The sequence below is a fragment of the Trinickia soli genome, from assembly GCF_002879855.1.
In the GTDB taxonomy this organism is placed as follows: Bacteria; Pseudomonadota; Gammaproteobacteria; order Burkholderiales; family Burkholderiaceae; genus Trinickia; species Trinickia soli.
In genome coordinates this window covers 62,507-84,754 of record NZ_PNYB01000017.1, presented here as the reverse complement: position 1 = coordinate 84,754, position 22,248 = coordinate 62,507, and the positions used below count along the sequence as shown (strand labels likewise).

Annotated in this window: 18 protein-coding genes and 1 pseudogene; 9 read left to right on the top strand and 10 right to left on the bottom strand. The window is 62.1% G+C overall.

The window, feature by feature from the left end:
• Nucleotides 1-4: 4 nt before the first annotated feature.
• The 3 genes from C0Z19_RS19180 (at nucleotide 5) to C0Z19_RS19170 (ending at nucleotide 3,294) form a co-directional block, all read left to right on the top strand.
• Complete coding sequence (locus tag C0Z19_RS19180) at nucleotides 5-643, top strand: gluconokinase (protein ID WP_102611415.1); 639 nt, start codon at nucleotides 5-7, stop codon at nucleotides 641-643.
• 11 nt (nucleotides 644-654) lie between these two features.
• Nucleotides 655-1,977 (top strand): MFS transporter, encoded by a 1,323-nt coding sequence (locus C0Z19_RS19175; protein WP_102611414.1) that lies wholly within the window; start codon nucleotides 655-657, stop codon nucleotides 1,975-1,977.
• A 117-nt stretch (nucleotides 1,978-2,094) separates the two neighbouring features.
• Entirely contained in the window at nucleotides 2,095-3,294 is a 1,200-nt protein-coding gene (locus tag C0Z19_RS19170; protein ID WP_102611413.1) for a porin, read from the top strand.
• Between the two features lie 56 nt (nucleotides 3,295-3,350).
• Here the strand turns inward: C0Z19_RS19170 and C0Z19_RS19165 are convergent, their stop codons facing one another.
• The 5 genes from C0Z19_RS19165 to C0Z19_RS19145 form a co-directional block, all read right to left on the bottom strand.
• Entirely contained in the window at nucleotides 3,351-3,905 is a 555-nt protein-coding gene (locus C0Z19_RS19165; RefSeq protein WP_102611412.1) for an outer membrane lipoprotein, read from the bottom strand.
• A 191-nt stretch (nucleotides 3,906-4,096) separates the two neighbouring features.
• Nucleotides 4,097-5,629, bottom strand: a complete 1,533-nt coding sequence (locus C0Z19_RS19160; protein WP_102611411.1) for an efflux transporter outer membrane subunit — start codon at nucleotides 5,627-5,629, stop codon at nucleotides 4,097-4,099.
• Nucleotides 5,626-6,702 carry an HlyD family secretion protein gene (locus tag C0Z19_RS19155; RefSeq protein WP_102611410.1) on the bottom strand — a complete coding sequence of 359 codons (1,077 nt, stop codon included), beginning with the start codon at nucleotides 6,700-6,702 and terminating at the stop codon, nucleotides 5,626-5,628. The genes C0Z19_RS19160 and C0Z19_RS19155 overlap by 4 nt, the downstream gene beginning before the upstream one ends.
• An 11-nt stretch (nucleotides 6,703-6,713) precedes the next feature.
• Nucleotides 6,714-8,267 carry an MFS transporter gene (locus C0Z19_RS19150; RefSeq protein WP_233196210.1) on the bottom strand — a complete coding sequence of 518 codons (1,554 nt, stop codon included), beginning with the start codon at nucleotides 8,265-8,267 and terminating at the stop codon, nucleotides 6,714-6,716.
• A gap of 65 nt (nucleotides 8,268-8,332) precedes the next feature.
• Nucleotides 8,333-9,016, bottom strand: a complete 684-nt coding sequence (locus tag C0Z19_RS19145) for an antibiotic biosynthesis monooxygenase family protein (protein WP_102611408.1) — start codon at nucleotides 9,014-9,016, stop codon at nucleotides 8,333-8,335.
• Nucleotides 9,017-9,440: 424 nt separating this feature from the next.
• On the opposite strand from C0Z19_RS19145, the gene C0Z19_RS19140 reads away from it, so the two are divergent.
• A complete protein-coding gene (locus tag C0Z19_RS19140) occupies nucleotides 9,441-10,373 on the top strand; it encodes a LysR family transcriptional regulator (RefSeq protein WP_102611407.1) in 933 nt (310 codons plus the stop codon).
• Between the two features lie 18 nt (nucleotides 10,374-10,391).
• Here the strand turns inward: C0Z19_RS19140 and C0Z19_RS19135 are convergent, their stop codons facing one another.
• The gene (locus tag C0Z19_RS19135; RefSeq protein ID WP_102611406.1) at nucleotides 10,392-11,417 is read right to left on the bottom strand and encodes a GlxA family transcriptional regulator; all 1,026 of its coding nucleotides are present in this window, start codon (nucleotides 11,415-11,417) and stop codon (nucleotides 10,392-10,394) included.
• A gap of 474 nt (nucleotides 11,418-11,891) precedes the next feature.
• On the opposite strand from C0Z19_RS19135, the gene C0Z19_RS19130 reads away from it, so the two are divergent.
• From C0Z19_RS19130 to C0Z19_RS19115, 4 genes are read left to right on the top strand one after another with little or no spacing between them, the layout of a single operon-like run.
• Nucleotides 11,892-14,723, top strand: coding sequence for a 2-oxoglutarate dehydrogenase E1 component (locus C0Z19_RS19130; protein ID WP_102611405.1), 2,832 nt, complete (start codon nucleotides 11,892-11,894; stop codon nucleotides 14,721-14,723).
• 18 nt (nucleotides 14,724-14,741) lie between these two features.
• A complete protein-coding gene (locus tag C0Z19_RS19125) occupies nucleotides 14,742-15,311 on the top strand; it encodes an AraC family transcriptional regulator (RefSeq protein ID WP_233196205.1) in 570 nt (189 codons plus the stop codon).
• Between the two features lie 43 nt (nucleotides 15,312-15,354).
• A complete protein-coding gene (gene ilvB, locus C0Z19_RS19120; RefSeq protein ID WP_175083976.1) occupies nucleotides 15,355-17,220 on the top strand; it encodes a biosynthetic-type acetolactate synthase large subunit in 1,866 nt (621 codons plus the stop codon).
• A gap of 26 nt (nucleotides 17,221-17,246) precedes the next feature.
• Nucleotides 17,247-17,543: an ArsR/SmtB family transcription factor gene (locus C0Z19_RS19115; RefSeq protein ID WP_102611403.1), complete on the top strand. Its 297-nt coding sequence runs from the start codon at nucleotides 17,247-17,249 to the stop codon at nucleotides 17,541-17,543.
• Between the two features lie 29 nt (nucleotides 17,544-17,572).
• Here the strand turns inward: C0Z19_RS19115 and C0Z19_RS19110 are convergent, their stop codons facing one another.
• Both C0Z19_RS19110 and C0Z19_RS19105 read right to left on the bottom strand, forming a co-directional pair.
• A complete protein-coding gene (locus C0Z19_RS19110) occupies nucleotides 17,573-18,214 on the bottom strand; it encodes a c-type cytochrome (RefSeq protein ID WP_102611402.1) in 642 nt (213 codons plus the stop codon).
• A gap of 26 nt (nucleotides 18,215-18,240) precedes the next feature.
• The gene (locus C0Z19_RS19105; protein WP_102611462.1) at nucleotides 18,241-19,449 is read right to left on the bottom strand and encodes a cytochrome C; all 1,209 of its coding nucleotides are present in this window, start codon (nucleotides 19,447-19,449) and stop codon (nucleotides 18,241-18,243) included.
• Between the two features lie 409 nt (nucleotides 19,450-19,858).
• On the opposite strand from C0Z19_RS19105, the gene C0Z19_RS19100 reads away from it, so the two are divergent.
• Nucleotides 19,859-20,380 (top strand): metal-dependent hydrolase, encoded by a 522-nt coding sequence (locus C0Z19_RS19100; RefSeq protein ID WP_102611401.1) that lies wholly within the window; start codon nucleotides 19,859-19,861, stop codon nucleotides 20,378-20,380.
• A 70-nt stretch (nucleotides 20,381-20,450) separates the two neighbouring features.
• Here the strand turns inward: C0Z19_RS19100 and C0Z19_RS19095 are convergent.
• Together C0Z19_RS19095 and C0Z19_RS19090 are read right to left on the bottom strand one after the other, a co-directional pair.
• Nucleotides 20,451-21,471: pseudogene (locus C0Z19_RS19095) on the bottom strand (alpha/beta fold hydrolase).
• 62 nt (nucleotides 21,472-21,533) lie between these two features.
• Nucleotides 21,534-21,941: an organic hydroperoxide resistance protein gene (locus C0Z19_RS19090; RefSeq protein WP_102611400.1), complete on the bottom strand. Its 408-nt coding sequence runs from the start codon at nucleotides 21,939-21,941 to the stop codon at nucleotides 21,534-21,536.
• Nucleotides 21,942-22,248 lie beyond the last annotated feature (307 nt).

The following is a 22,248-nucleotide window of genomic DNA, read 5'->3' as shown; positions in this document are numbered from 1 at the left end:
ATCGATGGACGAGACAGGATCGCCTATCGTCGTGATGGGCGTTGCGGGTTGCGGGAAATCGAGTGTCGCGCACGCCGTGGCTGCGCGTCTTGGCGCGCGGTTCGTCGAGGGGGACGCGTTTCATTGCGCGGCCAACGTGGACAAGATGCGGCGCGGCATCGGGCTCGTCGACGCCGATCGATGGAGCTGGCTCGACCGCCTCGCGGCCGAGTTGAAGGACGCACAAGAGCGGGGCGAACGTGTCGTGCTCGCGTGCTCGGCGCTCAAACGGCGCTACCGCGACCGGCTGCGGGGCGGCTGTTCGACGACCGTTTTCGTCTTCCTCGATTTGCCTCCGGACGAAGCGGTGAAGCGGGTCGGCCAACGCAGCGGCCACTTCATGCCGAACTCGCTCGTTGCGAGTCAATTCGCCGATCTCGAAGCGCCGCTGGCGGAGGCCAGAACCCTGAGGGTCGATGCGACGCGGCCGCTCGATGCGATCGTCGAAGAGGCGATCGATTGGCACATGCAGGGCCCGGTTGCGGTTCCGGCTGTGGCGGCGGACTTGGGCCAATGTCGCTCGTTCACGAAAGATAGCGCTGTCTTAGGGGCTGGTGCGAACCATCGCGTTTCGCAGATTCATCAAACCAATTCGACCTACTAGAGGAGACGACAATGGCATCGACAGCAGGGCAACGCATCGCCAAGCGACGTTGGGTAATGGGCGTGTTGCTGGGCGTAGGTGTGCTCATCAACTACTTCGACCGCATCAACCTGTCGGTCGCGGCGCCGCAACTCAAGGCAGCGTTCAATCTTTCTCCCGCCGAAATGGGCCTGCTGTTCAGCGCCTTTTTCTGGCCTTATGCGCTGCTGCAAGTGCCGGCGGGCATCGTTCTCGACCGCTTTGGCGTGACGCGTCTCGGTCGGTGGGGCTCGTTCCTCTGGGCGGCGGCGTCGGCAGTTACTGCATTTGCGAGCGGCTTCGGCGGCATTTTCGCCGCGCGTGCGATGCTCGGCATTGCGGAAGCGCCGGGTTTTCCCGTCAGTTCCAAGGCAACGGGCTATTGGTTCCCTCGCAAGGAACGCGCGCTCGCCACGGCCGTGTTCGATGCCGCCGCGAAGTTTTCCAATGTGATCGGGGTGCCGCTCGTCGCCGTGGTCGTGGTCGGCATGGGCTGGCGCTGGGGTTTCGGCGTGACGGCATTGCTGAGCTTCGCGTACTTCGTCGCGTTCTTCTTCATCTATCGCGATCCCAGCCAGGATGCGAAGCTCTCGGAGGCCGAGCACCGCTACATCGTAGAAGGCGGCGCAACGCCTGAAGGTGCGGCCAGCGCGAGCGCGTTCTCCATGCTCGGCTATCTGCTGAAGAAGTCGAAAGTGTGGGGCCTCACGATCGGCTTTGCCGCCTACGGGTACTCGTTCTATCTGTTCCTTACGTGGTTGCCGGGATACCTGGTGCAGACGATGCACATGAGCATCCTCAAATCCGCCGGCTTCGCTGCGATTCCGTGGGCGGTCGCGACGCTGTCCGATCTCATCGTCGGCGGCTGGCTGATCGATCACCTCATCGCACGCGGTCACGACGAAACGCGTGTGCGTAAGGCCGTGCTCGTCTGCGGCATGGTGTTGGGTCTCGCCGTATTCGGTGCGACGCTCACGACCAATCCGATGTGGGCGATCGTCTGGATTTCGATCGCGTTGGGCGGACTCGCCGCGGCGGCGCCTGTCGGCTGGTCGCTGCCGTCGCTGATCGCGCCGCGGGGCGGCGTCGGCACGGTCGGCGGCATCATGAACTTCGTCAACAATCTGATGGGGGGCGCCGCTCCCGTCGTGACGGGCTTCATCGTTGGTGCAACCAACTCGTTCACCAACGCGTTCCTGATTGCAGGCGTCATTCTCGTGATCGGCATCGTCTCCTTCGTGTTCGTGATGGGGCGCATCGAACCGATCGCCGAACCGGGCGAGCCTGTGAAACAAGGCCGGACCTCGATGGCCTGACACTTCGCGTTGGCGGGTGCGGCGCCGCTTTGGCCCGCACCCGCTGCGCGGGTTCTGCATGCTTTTTTTGGCATCGATAATTTAATTAGTACTACTAAGTAAAACAAAGGAGAAACGATGAGAAAAACAACGGTGGCCATCGTGGCCGTAACGGGGTTGGTGGCCCATGTCGCAAGCGCACAGAACAGCGTCACGCTGTACGGCGTCGTCGACAATGGCCTTGCGTATCAAAACAACGGCACGACACTGGGTTCCTCGGCGCAGGGACACTCGCTCGTGAAGATGTCGACGGGCGTTTGGTTGGGCGACCGTTTCGGGCTCAAGGGCTCGGAAGATTTGGGCGGCGGTTCGAAAGCGATCTTCACGCTCGAGTCGGGCTTCGCCGGCACGAACGGCGCGTCGCAATACACGGGTGGGCTTTTTACGCGGCAGGCGTGGGTCGGTGTGACCAACGCGGCGTACGGCACGCTCACTGCGGGCCGACAATATACGGCGTACTACACGCTGCTTGCCCCGTACAGTCCGACCACGTGGCTCACGGGGTACTTCGGCGCGCACCCGGGCGATATCGATTCGCTCGACTCGCTCTATCGCGTCAATAACTCATTGGTCTATCTGTCGCCGTCATTTCACGGCCTGACGTTCGGCGCCTCGTATGCGTTCGGCGGCGAACCGGGGAGCCTCAATGCGGGCTCGACATGGAGCGCGGGCCTGCAGTATTTGAGCGGGCCGTTCGGAATCGGCGCGGCGTTCCAGCGCATCAACAATTCCACCTCGGGCGGCGGTGCGTGGGGCGCGTACTCGACCACCTCGAACGGCGGCGCGCAAACGGCAGTGTCCGCGATCAACAACGGCTACGTCACGGCGCAGGCGCAGCAGCGCGTCGCGGTAACGGCGGGCTACAAGTTCTCGCCAGCGTGGGAAGTGACCGCATCGTATTCGAACGTGCAGTACATTCCGGGCGCAAACTCGACGTTCCGCGATACGGCGATCTTCAACACGTTGGGCGCAGTGCTGCACTTCAAGCCGGCGGCCGCGTGGGATTTCGGTGCGGGCTATGCGTACACGCGCGCGACGAAGGCGAACGGAGCGACGAACGGCGCCCGGTATCAACAGTTCACGCTGACGCAGTACTACGCGCTGTCCAAGCGCACGGGCCTGTATGCGGCGCAAGCGTACCAGCACGCGAGCGGGCAGACGTTGAACAACGGGGCGGTGGTCGACGCGACCGCATCGATCGGCGACGGCTTCAGCGGCAATCCGTCATCGACGCGCAGCCAGATCGGCGTTGGCGTCGGCTTGGTTCATCGGTTCTGAGTGGGACGTTCCGAGGTAGAGGGTCGGACCGGCCGCGCTGTGCCGGTCCGGTGTCGTCAATAGCGCGAGATTTGATTGCCGTCGACGCGGACGCGATCGCCAGGCCGCAGATCGCCCGGCGTTTGCATATCGAACGAGCGCATCGTGCCGTCGTTCAATTGGATGTCGACACGGTAGCCCGACGGTTGCCCCATGTTTTGTCCGATCTGATTGCCGGCCACCGCACCGCCGAGCGCACCGATGACCGTGGCCGCGTCGCGACCGTGTCCGCGGCCGATCTGATTGCCCAGGACGCCTCCCACGACTGCGCCGACGAGCGTCCCGGCAACGCCCGAAGGGCTCGTCGGTCCACCGATGGGACGAATACCCGCCACGGTGCCGTACTGTTCGCCATACCCGCCCGGTTGAGCGTAGTAGCCTTCAGGCGGCGGGGGCGGCGGCGTATACGTGGGTTGCGCGTAGCTCGGCTGAGCGTAGGCCGGTTGCGCGTATTGCGGCTGCGAACCATAGGCCCCGTACGGACTCGTTGCGATGCATCCGGACAGCGACACAGCGGAGACGGCGACGAGCGAAGCGAGCAGGACGGTTTTGCGTTGCGTGAGGTGTTTCATTGGAATTGTCGGTGTCGATTGAGCGCCGAGGAGCGCAAATGATTCTTTGTGCTTCGGAGTATAGGGAAAGCCCAATCGCCTGTACGCGGGCGCCGGGTAACAGTGTGTAAAGTCTGTTGCCGCGCCCGCTGATTGTCGGTGTTGCCCCGCACCGTTTCTATCCGCGGGACTTCACGCCATCTTGACGAGCATCAACGAGCAGCCTGTTGGCCGGGGTATACGGACTCCCACCCGCCACCGAGTGCCTTGCAAAGCGTAACGAGATTGGTGTCGGCGCTCGCCTCGCTCCGCTCAAGGCCGCTTTGCGCTTCCAGCAGTTGCTTCTGCACATTGAGCACGTTCAGATAGTCGACTGCGCCGGCCTTGTATCGCTGCTGCGCAACGGCGAGCGCGCGCTGGTTCAACCCGACCACCGCGATCAACCTATCGCGCCGGCGCTGCTCGGCGTCGTACTGGACCAATGCGTCGTCGACCTCCCGCCACGCTTCCAGCACGGTGTGCTTATAGTTGATCGCCGCTTCTTGCTGTTGCGCCTTGCGCAGTTGGAGCACGCCTCGCAGACGCCCGCCTTCGAAGATTGGCAGCGTAATGGAAGGACCCACGATGAACTGGCCCGATGCCCAACCAGCCAGGTTCGTGAGCTGAAGACTCTGGAACCCCGCACTGCCGTTCAATGAAATGCGCGGATAGAAGTCGGCCTTCGCCATGCCGATCGATGCAGTAGCGGCATGCAACTGAGCCTCGGCCTTTCGGATATCGGGCCGGCGCTGCACGAGCTCTGACGCAAAGCCGATCGGCACCTGCACGGGAAGCTCCGGAACTTTGCGAGGATCGCTCAGGCTTTGCTTCAGGGCGCCCGGTTCTTGTCCAAGCAATATCCCGATCGCGTTGATCTGCGTCTCGCACTTCGATTCAAGCACTGGAATCTGACTTTGAATCGACTCGACCTGTGCGGAGGCGTTGGCCAGATCCAGATCCGTCGCGACCCCTTCGCGCATGCGAACCTGAGTGAGCTTGACCGTATCGCGAGCAATATCGAGGTTCTCTTTTGCAATCCTGAGCAATGATTGGGTGTCTCGCAACTCGATGTAATCTCGCGCGAGTTCGGCACGGGCAGACAATAGCACCGCGTTTCGATCCTCAAAGGACGCGTCCGACATCGCGGTCGCGGCTTCGACGCTGCGTCGAACGCGACCCCAGATGTCGATTTCCCACGATGCATCAAAGCCCGTCTGGTACAAGTCGTACGCTGGCGAGCCCTTCGATCCCGGCACCGCCGTTACCCCGAGCGGCGCGGTGCCCGAAGCCGACTGCGTTTGCGTTGGCGTGACGCCGAGCAACGACAGGATGCCGTTCTCGCTGCCGCGCTCGCGCTCATACGATGCGGCGACGTCCAGCGTCGGATATTGCGCTGCACCGGCGACGCGTCGTTCCGCCCGGCTTTGGCGCAAACGCGCCGACGCCGCAGCGACGTCGAGGTTCGCATCCGCCAATTGCTTTTCGAGCAAGTTCAACACGGGATCGTCGAACAAGGTCCACCAATCCGGATTGAATCGGGATTGCACGGGCTTGCTCGGTGCCTGGGCCTGCGCCGTGCGGCTGAAGACATCGGGCGTCGTCGCGGCCGGACGTTCGAAGTCCGGGCCCAAGGTACAGCCGGTGATGACGAGGCATGCCAATATCGTCAGCAACGTATCGCGCAGGGACAATGCGGGCGTACTCATATCCGGCTCCGTTGCGGTGCCGCCGCGTCGTTTTGCCGGCCGACAGCCACCTGCGTTTCGACAGAAAGCCCAACGCTCAACGCAGACGCCGCCTGCTGCCCGCTGTCGATCGTGATCTTGACGGGTACGCGTTGTACGATTTTCGTGAAGTTGCCGGTTGCGTTGTCAGGCGCGATGGCTGAGAAGCTCACCCCGGTTGCCGGTGCCAACCCATCGACATGGCCTCGGATCAGGACGCCGGGCAGGCTGTCGACCTTGATGGTGACGCTTTCTCCGGGGCGGATGCGGGCGAGTTGATTTTCCTGAAAGTTGGCGACGACGTACGCCTGCGAAAGCGGGACGATCGCAAGCACTGCCGTGCCGGGTGTAACGAACGCGCCCGCACGCGCCGAGCGTCGTCCGACTTTGCCGTCGAACGGCGCGCGGATCTCGGTGTACGACAAATTCAATTTGGCCTGCGCGAGCGCCGCTTCGGCTCGCGCCAAAGCACCTGCCGCCTTGTCTCGTCCCGCACGCAGGACATCGAGGTTCTGCTGGGCCGTCGCCAAAGCCGCTTGATCGTGGGCCTGCTGCGCGAGTTGCCCGGCCAGTGCGCTCGCGGTGTGCTGCTGCTCCTGCGTCGTGCCCGCACCGGCTCGCGAAAGGCTCTCGTAACGGGCCGCATTGGCGCGTGCGAACCCGACGCTGGCCTCGTCGGCGCTAAGGGTTGCGCGTGCCTGTGCAACGAGCGAGGGCTGCCGTGCAATCTCGGCGTCATAGTTCGCAACGGACGCCTGGGCGGCCGCCACGTCCGCCTGAGCACTTTGCAACGCCACGCGGAAATCGCGATCGTCGATGCGGATCAGCAATTGGCCCGCGCTCACTGATTGGTTGTCATCGACCAGCACATCGGCAATCTGACCCGCAACGCGCGGCGCCACGAGCGTAAAGTCTGCCTGGACGTAGGCATCGTTCGTGGATTCGGTATCGGGCGCCGACAACAGCTTCGTGCTGCCCCACGCGGCAGCGCCGAGCACCGCAATCGATGCAGCAATGCCGAAAGTCTTGAGAGGAGAATGGGTAACAGGTGACATGACATCGTCTCTTAATGGGAACGGGGCGGCGTAGTGCTCCACGGGGGGTAGATTCGGACCGGCAATACCGGCACGAGCAGAAGCAGGGCAACGGCGACTCCCGCCATGACGCGATAGAGATCTGCCGATGTCAGGACCAGTGCCTGGCTATGGATGCGGTGCGCAAGTTCGGGCAGGCGATGCGCGGCATCCAGGCTTTGGCTCGTGACGAGCATGTGGTTGCCCAGACTATCGACGAGCACGTTGGAATGGAAACGCTCGCGGCGGGTGCCCAACCCTTCGATAAGCGCCGTTGCCGCCGCTGCGGAGAACGTCTTGAGGGAGTTGAACATGGCCGAGGCGAACGGGCCGTCAGTGGGCGGCAGGCCCGTCGTGACGCCCATCAGGATCGACATGATCACCATGGGCTGCGCCACGATCTGCAAGGATTGAAGCCAGTAGAAGTTGTCGCGGGTCCATTCCGAGGTCATGAAGCTCCCCATCAGGCATGTCGCCAGCATCAGTGCAAGCCCTATGGACAGGATCCATCGCACGTCGACCTGCCGAAGGTTGAGCACAGCCGCCGTCAATGGAAGCGTGATCAGGAGCGGCATTGCCACGAGCAACGACAGAGGGGTCGTTTGCAAGGGTCGGTAACCGTGCACCGCGGCGAGATAGTGTCCCGGTATCGCAGCGACGCCGACCAATAACACGACTGCGCCGCCGAGTGTCAGGAGTCCATGCGTGAAGTTACGGCGAGACAGCATTTGAAGCTTGAAAAAGGGCAGCGGGTGAAACCATTCGTTGACGAGGAACGTGGCGAACAGCAGCGTGCCTCCAAGGAACATCGCGCGAATGAATTCGGAACCGAGCCAGTCGAGACGCTCGCCCTGCAGCAAGCCCGTTACGAGCATGGCCACGGCCGGAAACCCCGTGAGAAAGCCGGCCCAGTCGAACGAGCGGAATCGCTCGAGCTTGAGCGGGTCCGAAGGCAGCCCCCATTGGATCGCGATGCAGCTCACCATGCCGAGCGGCACGACTTGAAGAAATGCCATGCGCCAATTGACATACTCCGTCCACAACGCCGCGAGCGGCGTCCCGAGAGCCGGTCCGACCGTCGCAGTCAGTGCGTACCCGGCGAGTCCGTAAAGCTTGACCTTGGGGGGGAGATAGCGCAGGGCCACGATGATCAACATCGGCGGGAGGCAACCGCCCGCGATCCCTTGCAGGACACGCAGCACATAAAGCGCAGGCAGATTCGGTGCGAACGCGCACAGTACGCCGAAGAGCAGCGTGGCGAGCACGGCGCCGATCGTGAATCGCTTCAACGTGAAGGTGATGCCGAACCAAGGGGCAAAGACCATCGTCGCGACGTTGGTTGCCTCGAACAGGGCAGTCAGCCAGGTGCCGTCGTCATGTCCGATCGAAAGCGCGCCTTGGATATCGACCATCGCTTGAGCGGTCACCTGTTCGTTCAGTATCGCCAGCAGCGATGCGAGCAGCATCCCGATAAGGCCGACAGCGACGCGCAGCGATAACGTGGCTTGTTTGACGCCCGGAGGTGCGGGGGTCTCTGGCTCTCGCATGGGAACGAGCGCTGCCGTCGATGCCATTGTCGGCTCCGTTGCAGTGAGCGAGGGGGCGGATGTGTTCATCGGGGTTGGGCCGCGGGACGAACGTCTTCAAAGTACTGTGGTGCTTCTCGACGATCGAACATCCCGTACTCGCGAATCACCCGGATATGCCGAAGGCGCACGTCGTGTGGCAGTTGCGCCGCGCGTTCGAAGGCCTCCGCAGCGGATTGATCGATCCACGTTGCCACGACGATCGCTTCGCCGGGCGCCATCAGCGCATCGAAAGCGTCCCACGCAACGAGGCCGGGTGCATCCGCCACGAGTCCGAACGATGCGGCAACGGCTTGCGCTCCGACCTGCTTGGGCCATTCGGGCGCGCGCTTCGCATCGAGCAGCATCACGGCTTTGCCCGCGCCGACCTCGGTGACGTCCAAACGCTGTTCCTGCAAGACCTGCCCCGGGGGTGTTTGTGTATCGGCGATCAGCTGACCGATGCGCAGGTGGTAATCCTCAAACACGCGGTCACGCGCGGCTTGCTGCACCTTGTGGTGCTTCGTCGTGGTGCGCCAACGCACGAGCGACTTCTCATCGCGCCAGCTCGACAACGAGAGCAGCCACCCGTCCCGTGTCAGGCTTGCATAACGCGTGTTGTCGACGAACCCATCGATCTGTTCGAGCTCAGGTCGAAGCATCTTCGCCATACCGAGGTAGGCATCGAATTGCTCGGGGACCGGTTTGACTTCAAGCATGGCTGAAAACATGACGGGTTCTCTCTCGCTAGGTCGTCCCGACGCGCTGCGGGGAATGAACCGGCGCAGCCGAAGCGAACGGGGTGTTTGGCCTGTGCGGCCGCGTGGTGACGGGATTGATTGTCGAAGATGTGCCCAATTTCCCAAAGCCAAAGCGCGTGAAGTTTTGGGCCAATGAGTGAGCGAAATGTGCCAGGGCAGCGGCACGCACTCCTACAGACGTTGTTTATCGAAAGAGTCTTTTTCCGGCTGGCGGAAATGATGAATGCGGCAGTCGGGCCGCAGCATGAGCAGCGGCTTCATGACATTTCGAAGCGGACTGTCGTTGGCCATTCTTCGTCTATTTCGAGCCATTCGACGTTTTGGGGGGATCAGACACGCATGCGCTACCTACAATGGGCCTATGTGACCTCCGGCAACGGAATTGGGGATTGGAATGGACAGATTACGTGAGATGGAGGTGCTGGTCGCCGTCGTCGATCAAGGTAGCTTTACCAGCGCGTCGGACAAGCTCGGCTTGTCGACCGCGGCGGTTTCGCGGGCGATCAATTCACTGGAAGAACGCGTCGGCGCCCAACTGCTTGCACGCACCACGCGCACCGTCCGGGCGACCGATGCGGGCACGACGTACGTCGAGGCGTGCCGGAAGGTGTTGGACGCGATCACGGACGTTGAAGCGAATCTTGCGATCGATCATCGGAACCCTGTGGGCACGCTGACGCTTTCCGCCCCCGTGCTATTCGGCCAGCGGTTCGTTGCGCCGCTCGTGAACGCTTTTGCGTTGCGTTATCCGGAGGTTCGCGTCAATGCCGTGTATGTCGATCGCACCACGAGGCTGCTCGAAGAGGGGGTCGACATCGCGATTCGAATCGGACACCTGGGCGACTCGTCGATATTCGCCGTGCCGTTGGGGTTTGTGCGCCGACGAACCTACGCGGCCCCCGCTTACCTCGCTGCACACGGGGAACCCATGCATCCCCGAGACCTGATCGATCACAGTTGCGTGTCATGCACGGGCGTATCGCTTCCGCTCGAGTGGGTATTCAACGATAGCGGAGTGAGGCTCCCCGTCCGCCTTCGGCCGAGGATGATCGTCGATCTGGTGCCGGCTGCCGTGTCTGCGGCGGTCGACTGCGTCGGACTCACGCAGTTGTTGTCGTATCAGGCGGCTCCCGAGGTGCGCGACGGCAGCCTGCAGCCCGTGCTGACAGCGTTCGAGCCCGAGCCCACGCCGGTGAACCTGCTTCATGTGGAGCGGCGGGGCGCCAGCGGAAAGGTTCGCGCCTTCGTGGAATTCGTCACCGAGGCGCTTCGCAATAATGCGCACCTGCAAGATGTGGATGCGACGGGCGTGCGTAGTTCGCCATAGGTCGATGCGCACCGACGTTCAGGAATGCGCGAGGCCGTGCGCACCGATCTGCTCCGCGGCGCCGGTGCGGGTCGGCTGCGGGGAGCCGGCGGGACCCCGGAATCGTTGTCGGTATTGCGCGGGCGTTACGTTGAGCCGGCGCGAGAAAGTCATCCGCATGTGCGTGGCGCTGCGAAAGCCGCATTGAAAGGCAACGGTCTTGAGCGGTGCATCCGAACTTTCCAGCAGCTTCCTGGCTGTGTCGACGCGAATCTGCTCGACGAATGCGGATGGCGTCACCTTCGCATACTTCGCGAACAGCCTGGAGAACGTCCGGCGGCTTACCGATACGGCGCTCGCCAGCTCCTCGATCGACAGCATATCGGTGATGTGCTCAGTCACATATTGATGGACTTTGCCGATGATCGGATCCTCGTCCTTGCTCGCCGACACGAATGGGCTGTATTGCGATTGCCCGCCTTCGCGCTGGATGTAGACAACCAATTGCTTCGCAACCCGCACCGACATTTCGTGTCCCCAATCTTCCGACAGGAACGACAGGCACAGATCAATACCCGCGGTGACGCCGGCGGAAGTGAACAATCGGCCATCGCGAATGAAGATCCTGTCGGGCTGAACGCGAGCCGACGGGAACTCGGCGGCCAGCCGCGCCGCTACCGCCCAGTGGGTCGTGACCTCTCTCCCGTCGATCAGACCCGCACGTCCGAGCAGAAACGTGCCGTTGCATACGGAGCCGAAGCGCGCGGCGCCTTGCGCCTGCTGTTGCAGCCACAGAATCAACTCGCTGGATGGCGGCGAGTCCGGCAGTTGCGGCCCTCCGGCGACGAGAATCAGGTCATATTGAACGTCGCGATCCGCGAAACCGAAACGGGCGGACAGTTGCATCCCGTTGGAGCAGGTCACCGGGCCGGCCCGGTGAGCCACGAGGGATACCTCATATTTTTCATGCTCCGGGAGGTAGGTGTTGGCTTCCGCGAATACGTCCAGCGGGCCGGCAACATCCAGCGCCTGCACACCATCGAATACGACAATGGCGACTTCCATGCGAGACCTTTCACAAATGTGGGGGATGCTTCGTTTCTACACCACGGGGCGAAGCTTGCGGGCGACGTTCGAATCGGCGCAATAGCTCGCAATCACGAGCGTTGCGCAAGCTTACCGCAACGGCCGAAAGGCGGGGCCACCGCGTCCGGTAAATGACTTTTGCGTCTGCGTAACAAAGCGACCGGTTATTCCCGCCTCGTCGGCCGGCCCGATGGCCAATGAGGCCGCCCGCGCGAGATGGCCAAAATTGCACTGTAGTTGGCCTGTGACAGCGCCACGTACGGGTTTGCGCTGTGGCGACCACTCACTAGACTTGGTCTCGAGTACACGGCCGGCCGGCGATAAGGCCGGACGTGACGCAAGATCGTGCGGAGCCTGGTTGGACATTCGATTGGCCGGGGTGCAGCGTCACGGTCGCCACATTGCAATTGCGGCGGAAGTCGAAACCGCGTGCCACTTCGGGACGGACTGATCATGTTGCTTCGCGAACGTCAAACCTCATTCTTGTTCGGGGGCAACGCCCCTTATGTCGAAGAGCAGTACGAACTCTATTTGGCCGACCCGGCATCGGTGACGCACGAGTGGCGCGCCTATTTCGACGCATTGCGCGAAACGCCGGCCATCGACGGCAGCGATCGCGATGACGAGCCGCATGGGCCGGTCGTATCCAGCTTCATCGAGATGGCCAAACGGCCGCACCGTGCTGCCGCGCCGGCGGACAGTGGCTTGGCGCTCGCCAGAAAGCAGGTGGCGGTGCAGTCGCTCATCACCGCGTTCAGAACGGTGGGCACGCGCACGGCAAACCTGGACCCGCTGCAATGGACGCCGCCGCGAGCTTTGGCCGAACTCACACCCGCGTATTACGGTTTGACCGCCGCGGATATGTCCACTCAATTCAGCACGGCCGATACGTTTCTTTTCGAGGAGGATGTAGCCCTTCGGAAAATCGTGGCTGCGCTCGAGGACACTTATACGGGCACGCTCGGCGCCGAATTCACGCATATAACGGATGCGAACGAGCAGCGTTGGTGGCAACTGAGGCTCGAATCGACGCGCGCCAAACCTTCGTTGTCGGTCGATGAAAAGCGTCGGATTCTCGAACGACTCGTGGCGGCCGAAGGCATCGAGAAGTTCTTGCATACACGCTATGCCGGGCAAAAGCGATTTTCCCTGGAAGGAGGCGAATCGCTGATCGTCTTGCTTGACGAACTCGTCCGGTACGGGGCCTCGAAGAAGGTGCGCTCGGTGGTCATGGGCATGGCGCACCGCGGGCGCTTGAACGTGCTGGTCAACATTGTGGGCAAGCCTCACCATGCGTTGTTCGACGAATTCGAAGGTAAGGGTGCCGGCACGCTTCAGGCCGACGACGTCAAGTATCACAAGGGCTTTAGCGGCGTCGCGCAAACCGAAGCAGGGCCGGTCGAAGTCGTGCTGGCATTCAATCCCTCCCATCTGGAAATCGTCAACCCGGTGGTGCAGGGAATGGCGCGTGCGAAGGCGGAAACGTTGGATGGTGCGGATGCAAGCCATATTTTGCCGATTGAGATTCACGGCGATGCGGCGATATCCGGGCAGGGCGTCGTGATGGAAACGTTGAGCCTGTCCTATACCCGCGGACATGGCACGGGCGGGACCGTCCATGTGGTCGTCAACAACCAGATCGGTTTCACGACTTCCGACCCGCGCGACACGCGCTCGTCGTTCTACTCGACCGACATTGCCAAGATGATCGAGGCGCCGGTGCTGCACGTGAACGGTGATGATCCGGAGGCGGTGGTCATGGCGGTACGTCTCGCGCTCGACTACCGTACGCAGTTCAAGCGCAGCGTCGTGATCGATCTGGTCTGCTTTCGCAAGCACGGCCATCAGGAGCAGGACACGCCGGGCATCACCCAGCCACTGATGTATCGGGCCATCGCAGCCCATCCTGGCGTGAAGACGCTATACGCCCGCAAGCTTGTCGAGCAGGGCACGGTGACGTCTGCCGAAGTCGAGGGCTATGTTCAGCGACATCGCGATAGTCTCGAGCGGGCGCGCGACACGGCCGCGCCGCAATCGGCTTCGACGCATGAGGCCGCCGTGCGGTCGCCGTCCATTGAAGCGCAATCCCGACCGTCGAGCGACGTTGCGCTGTCGGCCGAGCAAGTGCGGAGCCTCGCGCAGCGGATATCGAGCGTTCCGCAAGAGTATGAGCTTCATCCGCTCGTAGCCAGGATGGTGGCCGCCCGTCGCGAGATGGCGGCTGGAACGAAGCCTGTCGATTGGGCGATGGCCGAGCAACTGGCGTTTGCCTCGTTGCTTGGTGCGGGAGTCGACGTTCGACTGAGCGGGCAGGATAGCGAACGAGGTACCTTCAATCAGCGTCACGCGGTTCTGCACAACCAAAGACGAACGAGCCGGGCGGACGGCGTATTCATTCCGCTCGCGCACGTCGGGGAGATGCAAGGCCGGTTCACCGTAACGAACTCGGTGCTCTCCGAGGCCGCGGTGCTGGCCTTCGAATATGGCTACTCGACGGTACACCGCAACGCACTGGTGATGTGGGAGGCCCAGTTCGGCGACTTCGCCAATGGCGCGCAGGTCGTCATCGACCAGTTCATCGCGGCCGGCGCAGCGAAGTGGGGGCAGCGCAGCGCGTTGACATTGTTCCTGCCTCATGGGCAGGAAGGGCAGGGCCCGGAACATGCATCGGCGAGGCTCGAACGGTATCTGCAACTTAGCGCGCAAGACAACATGCGTGTGATTCAACCCACCACGCCCGCGCAGCTCTTCCACATGCTGAGGATGCAGGGGCTCGTCTTCGATCGACGGCCTTTGATCGTCATGACACCGAAGTCGCTGCTGCGGCATCCGGCAGCGGTGAGCGCACTCGACGAGCTAGCGCACGGTGCGTTCCACGAAATTCTGACCGAGGGCGCGCTCAGTGAGACGATTTCGGCTTCCATGGTCGAGCGCATCATCCTGACATCAGGCAAGGTCTACTACGAGTTGCTCGAATATCGCCGTACGGCCGGCATGGCCGCCACACCGATCGTTCGCGTCGAGCAGTTGTATCCGTTTCCCTCCACGCAGCTCGCCGCGGAACTGGCGCGGTATCCGAACCTGAAATCGGTGGTGTGGTGTCAGGAGGAATCGCGCAATCAGGGCGCATGGAGTTTCGTGGAACCGCGGTTGCGCGAGGTCATGCCGCCCGGGATCGCGCTGATGTATGCGGGCCCCGAAGCAGGGGCTTCCACGGCGCCCGGGAGCCAATCGGCGCACTCGGCAAGACAGTCGGCCGTCCTCGCCGCTGCGTTTGCGGAGTAATGCCGAATGCGTGTCGCGATGATGCTATATGCCGGGTTTCGGCTGCTGGAGGTCAGCGGCCCGATGGATGTGTTTCAGCAGGCAAACCGTCTGTGCGGCGGGAAGTTCTATGAGCAACATCTCGTCGGGCCTTCGCCCGGCCCCGTCGTTTGCTCGAACGGAACGGCGGTGGGGACGACAGCGTGTCTGGCGGATGCGCGCACCTCGTTCGACATTGTCGTGATACCAGGATCCCCGGTCGTGGGCGCGGAGGGCGAGCATCGGGAATTGGTGCATTGGCTCAATGAAAACGGGCGCCGTGCGCAAAAGATCGCATCTGTGTCCAATGGCGCCTTTTTGCTCGCGCGCGCCGGTCTTGCCGATCATCGTTGGTTGACCACGCGTTGGTGTGATGCACAACGTCTCGCAAGCGAGCATCCGCGCGTGCATGTCATGACCCATCCCAATTGCTTGAAAGACGGCAATCTTTATTCGGCGGGCGGGGTGAGCGCCGGTATTCATTTGGCCTTGTCTTTGGTGAGGGAGGATCTTGGCGAAAGCTTCGTCGGGCGTATTGCTCAATCGCTGTCGAATCAGCGACCGTTTTAATTTCGGAGCCGGCTTTCGGCACCGCCTTCCTTGCGATTCAGCCATGACCCAAAGACCAACCGTCACTGCGCCGGTCCGCCCGGCCCCCGTGCCTGCCGGCGACTTGATGTCCGGCGCCGACATTATCCTGCAGGTGCTTGCGGAGCAAGGCGTCGATACGCTGTTCGGATACAGCGGCGGCGCGATTCTGCCGACGTACGACGCCGTGTTTCGCTTCAATGAAATGCACAAGGCAAACCCGGAACGCCAGATCAGGTTCATCGTGCCGGCCAATGAACAGGCGGCTGGCTTCATGGCGGCCGGATACGCGCGGGCCAGCGGCAAGGTCGGCGTGTTCATGGTGACGTCCGGCCCTGGGGCGACCAACGCCGTGACGCCGATTGCCGACTGCAATGGCGATTCGGTGCCGGTCGTGTTGATATGCGGACAGGTTCCGCGCGCCATGATCGGCACGGATGCGTTTCAGGAAGCGCCCGTCTTCAACATCATGTCCGCCTGCGCGAAGCAGGTGTTTCTCGTTACCGATCCGCGGAAACTGGAGCAGACGCTGCGAAGCGCGTTCGACATCGCGCGCACGGGCCGCCCCGGGCCGGTCGTTGTGGACGTGCCCAAGGACGTCCAAAACTGGACCGGGCCGTATCTTGGACAAGGCACGTTGCAGTTTCGAGGATACACCGATCGCCTTCGAATGGTGGCAAAGGGCGCTTATCTGGACGAGCGCAAGCGCAGCGAATTTTTCGAGTTGCTCGGGCGCAGCGAGCGGCCGCTATTGTACGTAGGCGGGGGCGTCATCGCCGCGGGCGCCACGATCGAACTACGGCAATTTTCGGAGCGCTACGGCATCCCTGTCGTCACGACGCTCATGGGGCTTGGCGCGCTCCCTTCCAAGCACGAACTTTGGCTCGGCATGCTCGGCATGCATGGTGCTGCCTGCGCAAACTACGCCGTCGAAGATTGCGACTTCCTGATCGCGGTGGGAGCCCGATTCGACGACCGGGTCGTCGGTGGACACCCCGAGAGGTTCGCACCGGCTGCGCGGTACGTAGCGCACATCGACATCGACGAAGCGGAGATCAACAAGGTAAAGCGGGCTCAGTGGAGCCACGTGGGCAACGCGAGGGACGCCTTGATTTCGCTGATGGAGCACGACGTGTTCGTGAGGCCACCCTCCGATTGGCGCAAACGAGCGGTCGGGTTCAAGCGTCGTTTCGGCATGAACTATGACCGCCGCTCGGCTTCGATCCAGCCGCAGCGCGTCATAGAGCAACTCAGCGAGATGACGGGCGGGCGCGCGATTGTCAGCACGGGTGTCGGGCAGCATCAGATGTGGGCGGCACAGTTCTTCGACTTCGTCGAGCCGCGCAGCTTTCTGACCTCGGGCAGCATGGGAACAATGGGCTTCGGCCTGCCTGCCGCAATCGGTGCTCAATTGGCGCGGCCCGATGCCATGGTCATCGACATCGACGGTGACGGCAGCATTCGCATGAATATCGGCGAACTGGAAACCGCATGCACGTATGGCATTCCCGTGAAGGTACTGCTGCTCAACAACCGAGGTGACGGGATGATCCGTCAGTGGCAGCGTCTTTTCTTCGACGGCCGGATGTTTGTGAGCGACAAGGCGCTTCATCGCAAGGATTTTGTGATGGCGGCCGTAGCCGATGGCTTCGAATTTGCTTGTCGCGTGGACGCGGTCGATGACCTCGAGGCCCAGCTTCGAGCGTTTATCGAATTTGACGGGCCCGCTTTCCTCGAAGTGATGATCGACGAAAATGCGGACGTCTTTCCTATGGTGGGGCCGGGCCAAAGCTACGCGGGCATGATCACGGGACCGTTCATCCCGGCGCGGCTCAGTCAGGGCGACGCCGCTCGAGAAGTGGAGTCCGGCCAGATCGCAGACATGTTCTGACGACACGGGGCATTGGCGCCATCACAATGAATGCGAATCTGATTCATAAGGCTCTCGCGAGCCCTTTTCGACGAGATGTCCTGGCATGGCTGCGCACGCCCAACGAGGTGTTCGTGCAGGGGCATTTCGATTTCCGCCATGGTGTACCGGCGCATCTGATTGGCGAGCGCAGTGGCTTGTCGCAATCGACCGTGTCGGCGCATCTCGCGAGGTTGGTCGAGGCGCAACTTGTCGTTTCCACGAGAATGGGGCAGTGGACGTTTTTGACCAGAAATGAAGACGTGATCCGCGCATTTGCCGAGCAGATATGTTTACGCCTGTGACATCACATAACGACTCGGCGCGTACAGCCTTATCGCGATTGAAGAAATGCCGTCACGGCTTTCGCGTCGTCTTTGCCAAGCGTATGCGCCACGGCCGACATTACCGGCGCGTTCGCTCGGGTGCCGTTCTGAAAGACCTCGATCTGGCGCATCAGGTAGTCGGCATGCTGGCCCGCGAGCCGAGGGAATTGCGCGTTTCCCTGGCCCTGCGCGCCGTGACACGACGCGCAGGCCGGCACCCCTTTATCGGGCAGCCCTTGTTCGAAGATCATTTGGCCTTGCGCGACGAGTGCGGCATCCGCAGTGCCGCCGCCGGCAGTCGGCGCCTGCTGCGAGAAATAGTCGGCCAACGAAGCAATGGTCGGATCGTCGAGTTGCGAGGCGATCGCCCACATATACGATCGCGCGTCGGACTCCCCGCGCTGATGTTGCCCGAAGCCCTTCAATTGAGCGACGAGATAGTCGTGCGTTTGTCCGTTGAGCTTGGGAAACATCGGCGATTTGCTGTCTCCATGTATGCCATGGCACGCCGCGCACAATTGCTGTGCGAGGCGTGCGCCGTCTTGCGCATGCGCCGAAGGAGCGGACCAGAATGCCAGTGTGGCAGCGGCGACCTGCAACAGAGCGGATACGCGCAGGGCGGTCGATGAGTAACGGAGCAGTCGTTTCATGGTGTGCGGCCGTTTGATGGTTTTGACTAGAACACCAGCCATGCAAGCAGATACAACGTATTGTTGTCGCTCGCATTGCGCCCGTTGCCGTCATAGTTGTAGCGGGCTCCGTTGAACTTCAGGAACCATGTGTACTGCACCGATAGCTTGACCTGGGGTATCGGTAAGTAATCGGCTTCGAGGGTGATGCCGTTGGAATTCGGCGTTCCGTTTGCGCTGCCTGTGACAGGCGCCGATCCGTAGAGCCCTGCATCGGTGCTGCCCGTCGTCTGGAAGTAAGCGACCGTGGCGCCATACTTTCGGTGGAAGTAGTACGACGCTTTGGCTTTGAACGTGTTGAGCGTATCCGTCGAATTCGACGGCGTCGGCCCCTCGCCGATGCCGCCGCTGGAGAAACTCGCATCCCAACTTTGCTTCTCGTGAATCCACGTAGCTTGCGCGGTAATCGAATGCGTGTAGGTCAGGTATTGGTATTGCGTATCGAAGGCGATATCGGTGAAGCGATCGGTGGGCGATACGGGAATCGTGTTGTCGGGGTACTTGTCGGCGATCAGGCCATACGTACCCAGCATGAGTGAGTGCGGCCCCCACTCGGCGTTGTAGGCCAGCCGCCAGTAGGGATTGCTGCCCGACAGGCGCGCGACGCCACCGGGGCTCGCGGTGTCTTGTCCTGCACGCAGGAACGAGAACATCTTGTCCGCCGTGCGATAAAGGCCGAACTCCGCATAGATGCTGCGTTGCCAGAACGCGTAAGCCGTGACGCCGGCCACTTGTTGCGCTAGCCCGCCGTCGATCAGCGTGCTGGCCATCGGCGTCAGCGAGACACTGCTCGACGCGTACGGGTATCCGAACGCCGGCGTGCTGTTCCAGACATCCGATACGGTCGGATTGTTGTTCAGCGTCATGCCGTAGATGAAATCGATATCGCCTTGGGTGAAGTGGCCGGCGGCGCGGATATCGGTGTTGTCGATGCCGCTGTGGTGTTCGATGCCGTCGTAAGTCCATTGCACGAAAGCGCCTACAGGCCCGGCGATTCGGCCGCCGTAGAAGATGCTCGCCTGTTGCAACGTCGGGTCGTTATTGCGCACGAAATCGTAGTTGTTGTTGTCGATCGTCCGCGTATTCGTGTTGGAGAACTGCAGCATGGCCGCGAGCGGAATCGTTTTATTGTTCGTCAACGTGTAGCCGGTCAACTTGAAGAACCGGCCGAACGGAGTCAGCTCGGGAAAGCTCACATGGCAGGCGACGCACGCCAAGCCGGTTTGCCTTGCGAAGGCCGGCACCGCCTCGGCGTTGTCGGTGATGACGCTAAGCAGCGCCGCGGCGAAAAGCACTGCGTATTGCCCGCGAACGACGCGTTTGAGCCACGTACCCATGGCGTACCCCCGAACTTTTATCGTTTCCTGGTTTATAGAACATATCGCGTGGGTTTTTCGTGGCCCGCGTGCGTATATGTTCGAAGCGACACATGTTTTCGCACCGCATTCGATCCATATGCATACCCTACTGCCCGGTGGGGCGATGAGTTTGATGTAGCTCAAGCGCGCGTTCTGTATGGGGTAAGACCTCAGTAGTGGCGCGAGACGGTGTCGCTCTGCGACAATACCGTCCCTTTGTCATTGGTATCGCGCGCACATCGACGGTATGGCATCTCACGGCGCACATCACGCTCTCGGCTGGGCGGCAGGAATCATGGCGGCCGCGCTTGTCGCCGCCGCAGGCGCGGCCGGGCCATGGCACGCGGGTGCCTTCGTCGCTTGCGCAGCCGGCGTTGCCGGAGGCACGGCGCCCGATTGGTTGGAAGTGGCCTGGTGGAGCCGCGCCCGACGGCTTTGGATCACGCACCGCACGGTGACGCATTGGGGAATCGGGTGGGTGGCGGCCCTTGTCTTCGCTTACCACTCGCTGGGCCACGCCCATCCTTACGCCGCGGCAACATTGTTCGGCTTCGCGTGTGGCGGCCTCACGCATCTATTCGCCGATTGGCCGAATCCGCTCGGCGTGCCGTGGATCTGGAAGCGGCATTCGTTGAATCTATGGAAGAGCGGTCACTGCGATTTGATCGTCGTCGCGCTGGGGTGGGCGGCGGCGGGCTGGTTTGCCCGGCCGCTCTGGGTGCCGCATGTTGCACCGCTGACGCACGGGTTGCACCTTTTCATGCGCTGAGCATCAGCGGCTAAAACACCACACGCTTACTGAGCCGCGGCGGCCTTCTCAAACTTTCGGATCGATTCGATCAAAGATGATCGGCGTCGATAATCGCCTGCGTGAAAGCTTGCGGGGCTTCTTCAGGCAGGTTATGACCAATCCCGCCGGTCACCAGACGGAACTGATACTTGCCTGCGAAGCGCTTGGCATAAGCTTCCGGCTGCGGATGCGGTGCGCCGTTCGCATCGCCTTCCAACGCAATTGTCGGCACGGTGATGGGCGGGAATTGTGCGAGGCGTTTTTCCTGGGCAGCGTATTTTGCTTCACCATTGGCGAGGTCGAGTCGCCAACGGTAGTTATGTGCGGCAATGGCCACCTGGTCCGGGTTATTCAGTGCGGCTGCGCTGCGGTCGAAAGTCGCTTCGTCGAACTTCCATTTCGGCGACGCCAATTGCCAGATCAGTTTGGCGAAATCGTGACGATATTTTCCATAGCCAATGCGGCCGCGCTCGGTGGCGAAGTAATACTGGTACCACCATTGCAATTCGGCCGCGGGCGGCAACGGCACCTTGCCGGCTTCCTGGCTGCCGATCAGGTAACCGCTGACAGTCACCAATGCTTTGACGCGTTCGGGCCAGAGGGTGGCGACGATATCGGCCGAGCGCGCGCCCCAGTCGAAGCCGCCGAATACGGCCTTCTGAATATGAAGCGCATCCATGAAGTCGATCACGTCTTGCGCGAGGGCGGCGGGTTCGGCGTTACGCTCGGTGCGATCGGAGAGAAAGCGCGTCTCGCCGTAACCGCGAGCGTACGGCACGAGGACGCGATAGCCTTTCGCCGCCAGCGCCGGGGCCACTGCTTCGTAGCTGTGAATGTCGTACGGCCCAGCCGTGCAGAAGGATCACGGCGGGCCCGTCGGCCGGCCCCATTTCGGCATAGGCGACATCGAGCACGCCGGCATGAACATGTTTCAGCGGTCCCCAGGGATCCTGAGAACTGGCGGCCGACGCCGACGGCTGAGCCGATTGCTCGTCGGCCTGCGCGCTCGAGAACGAGCAGGCAAGGCCCAGGGCCAGCGAGGCGGCCAGCGCCGCATAGGTGCGTTTCATGGTGATCTCCTTCAAGACGTATAAGGAAAAATGAAAGAAGTAAGAAATAAAAGTGAAAGAATTTAGAGTGCGGTAACGACTGCGTTGATGTTTCCGCGCGTCGCCTTCGAATAGGGGCAAAGCTGGTGGGCGCGATCGACGATGGCCTGCGCCGCCGCACGCTCGAGCCCAGGCAGCGTGACGTTCAGGCGCGCCTGCAGGAAATAGCCTTGTTCGGCATCGGAGCCCAGATCGACTTCGGCTGCGACCGACACATCGGCGGGCAATGCGAGGCCGATCTCTTTGGCCGCGCGCGTCATCGCGCCGATGAAACAGGCCGACCAGCCCGCGGCGAACAGTTGCTCCGGGTTGGTGCCCGCGCCGTTGGAGCCCGGAGCGGACAACACAATGTCGAGGCGGCCGTCGTCGCTGCGCGATTGGCCATTGCGGCCGCCCGTCGTGTAGGTCTTGGCGGTGTAGAGAATGGACATGATCGGTTTCCTTGTGGGTTAAGTGGAGGCCTCTCGGGAAGGGTCGGCCGGTGTGCATATGAAACCGCTGCGGCGTATCGCGCTTGTATCGCGGCAGGGTCAAAAGAGAATCGGAATGTGTCGCGGGCCGTCCCGGATACATTCCGATACAAAACCCGGCTGGCCACCGCGCAGTGGGCGGCGGCGGACTTGTACAAACGGATACAAAACGATGGGAAAGCGGATACGCGCGCGATAAGAAGCGGGATTTCAATAGTGCTGATGGCGGCGCGTAGCGCGTAGCCGACGATCAACGCCAACCACATCG

Coding starts and splice junctions, on each gene's coding strand:
- C0Z19_RS19180 (WP_102611415.1), top strand. CDS start 5: ATGGACGAGACAGGATCGCCTATCGTCGTGATGGGCGTTGCGGGTTGC.
- C0Z19_RS19140 (WP_102611407.1), top strand. CDS start 9,441: ATGGACAGATTACGTGAGATGGAGGTGCTGGTCGCCGTCGTCGATCAA.
- C0Z19_RS19165 (WP_102611412.1), bottom strand. CDS start 3,905: ATGAAACACCTCACGCAACGCAAAACCGTCCTGCTCGCTTCGCTCGTC.
- C0Z19_RS19170 (WP_102611413.1), top strand. CDS start 2,095: ATGAGAAAAACAACGGTGGCCATCGTGGCCGTAACGGGGTTGGTGGCC.
- C0Z19_RS19150 (WP_233196210.1), bottom strand. CDS start 8,267: ATGCGAGAGCCAGAGACCCCCGCACCTCCGGGCGTCAAACAAGCCACG.
- C0Z19_RS19160 (WP_102611411.1), bottom strand. CDS start 5,629: ATGAGTACGCCCGCATTGTCCCTGCGCGATACGTTGCTGACGATATTG.
- C0Z19_RS19115 (WP_102611403.1), top strand. CDS start 17,247: ATGAATGCGAATCTGATTCATAAGGCTCTCGCGAGCCCTTTTCGACGA.
- C0Z19_RS19125 (WP_233196205.1), top strand. CDS start 14,742: ATGATGCTATATGCCGGGTTTCGGCTGCTGGAGGTCAGCGGCCCGATG.
- C0Z19_RS19145 (WP_102611408.1), bottom strand. CDS start 9,016: ATGTTTTCAGCCATGCTTGAAGTCAAACCGGTCCCCGAGCAATTCGAT.
- ilvB (WP_175083976.1), top strand. CDS start 15,355: ATGACCCAAAGACCAACCGTCACTGCGCCGGTCCGCCCGGCCCCCGTG.
- C0Z19_RS19100 (WP_102611401.1), top strand. CDS start 19,859: ATGGCATCTCACGGCGCACATCACGCTCTCGGCTGGGCGGCAGGAATC.
- C0Z19_RS19110 (WP_102611402.1), bottom strand. CDS start 18,214: ATGAAACGACTGCTCCGTTACTCATCGACCGCCCTGCGCGTATCCGCT.
- C0Z19_RS19090 (WP_102611400.1), bottom strand. CDS start 21,941: ATGTCCATTCTCTACACCGCCAAGACCTACACGACGGGCGGCCGCAAT.
- C0Z19_RS19130 (WP_102611405.1), top strand. CDS start 11,892: ATGTTGCTTCGCGAACGTCAAACCTCATTCTTGTTCGGGGGCAACGCC.
- C0Z19_RS19175 (WP_102611414.1), top strand. CDS start 655: ATGGCATCGACAGCAGGGCAACGCATCGCCAAGCGACGTTGGGTAATG.
- C0Z19_RS19135 (WP_102611406.1), bottom strand. CDS start 11,417: ATGGAAGTCGCCATTGTCGTATTCGATGGTGTGCAGGCGCTGGATGTT.
- C0Z19_RS19155 (WP_102611410.1), bottom strand. CDS start 6,702: ATGTCACCTGTTACCCATTCTCCTCTCAAGACTTTCGGCATTGCTGCA.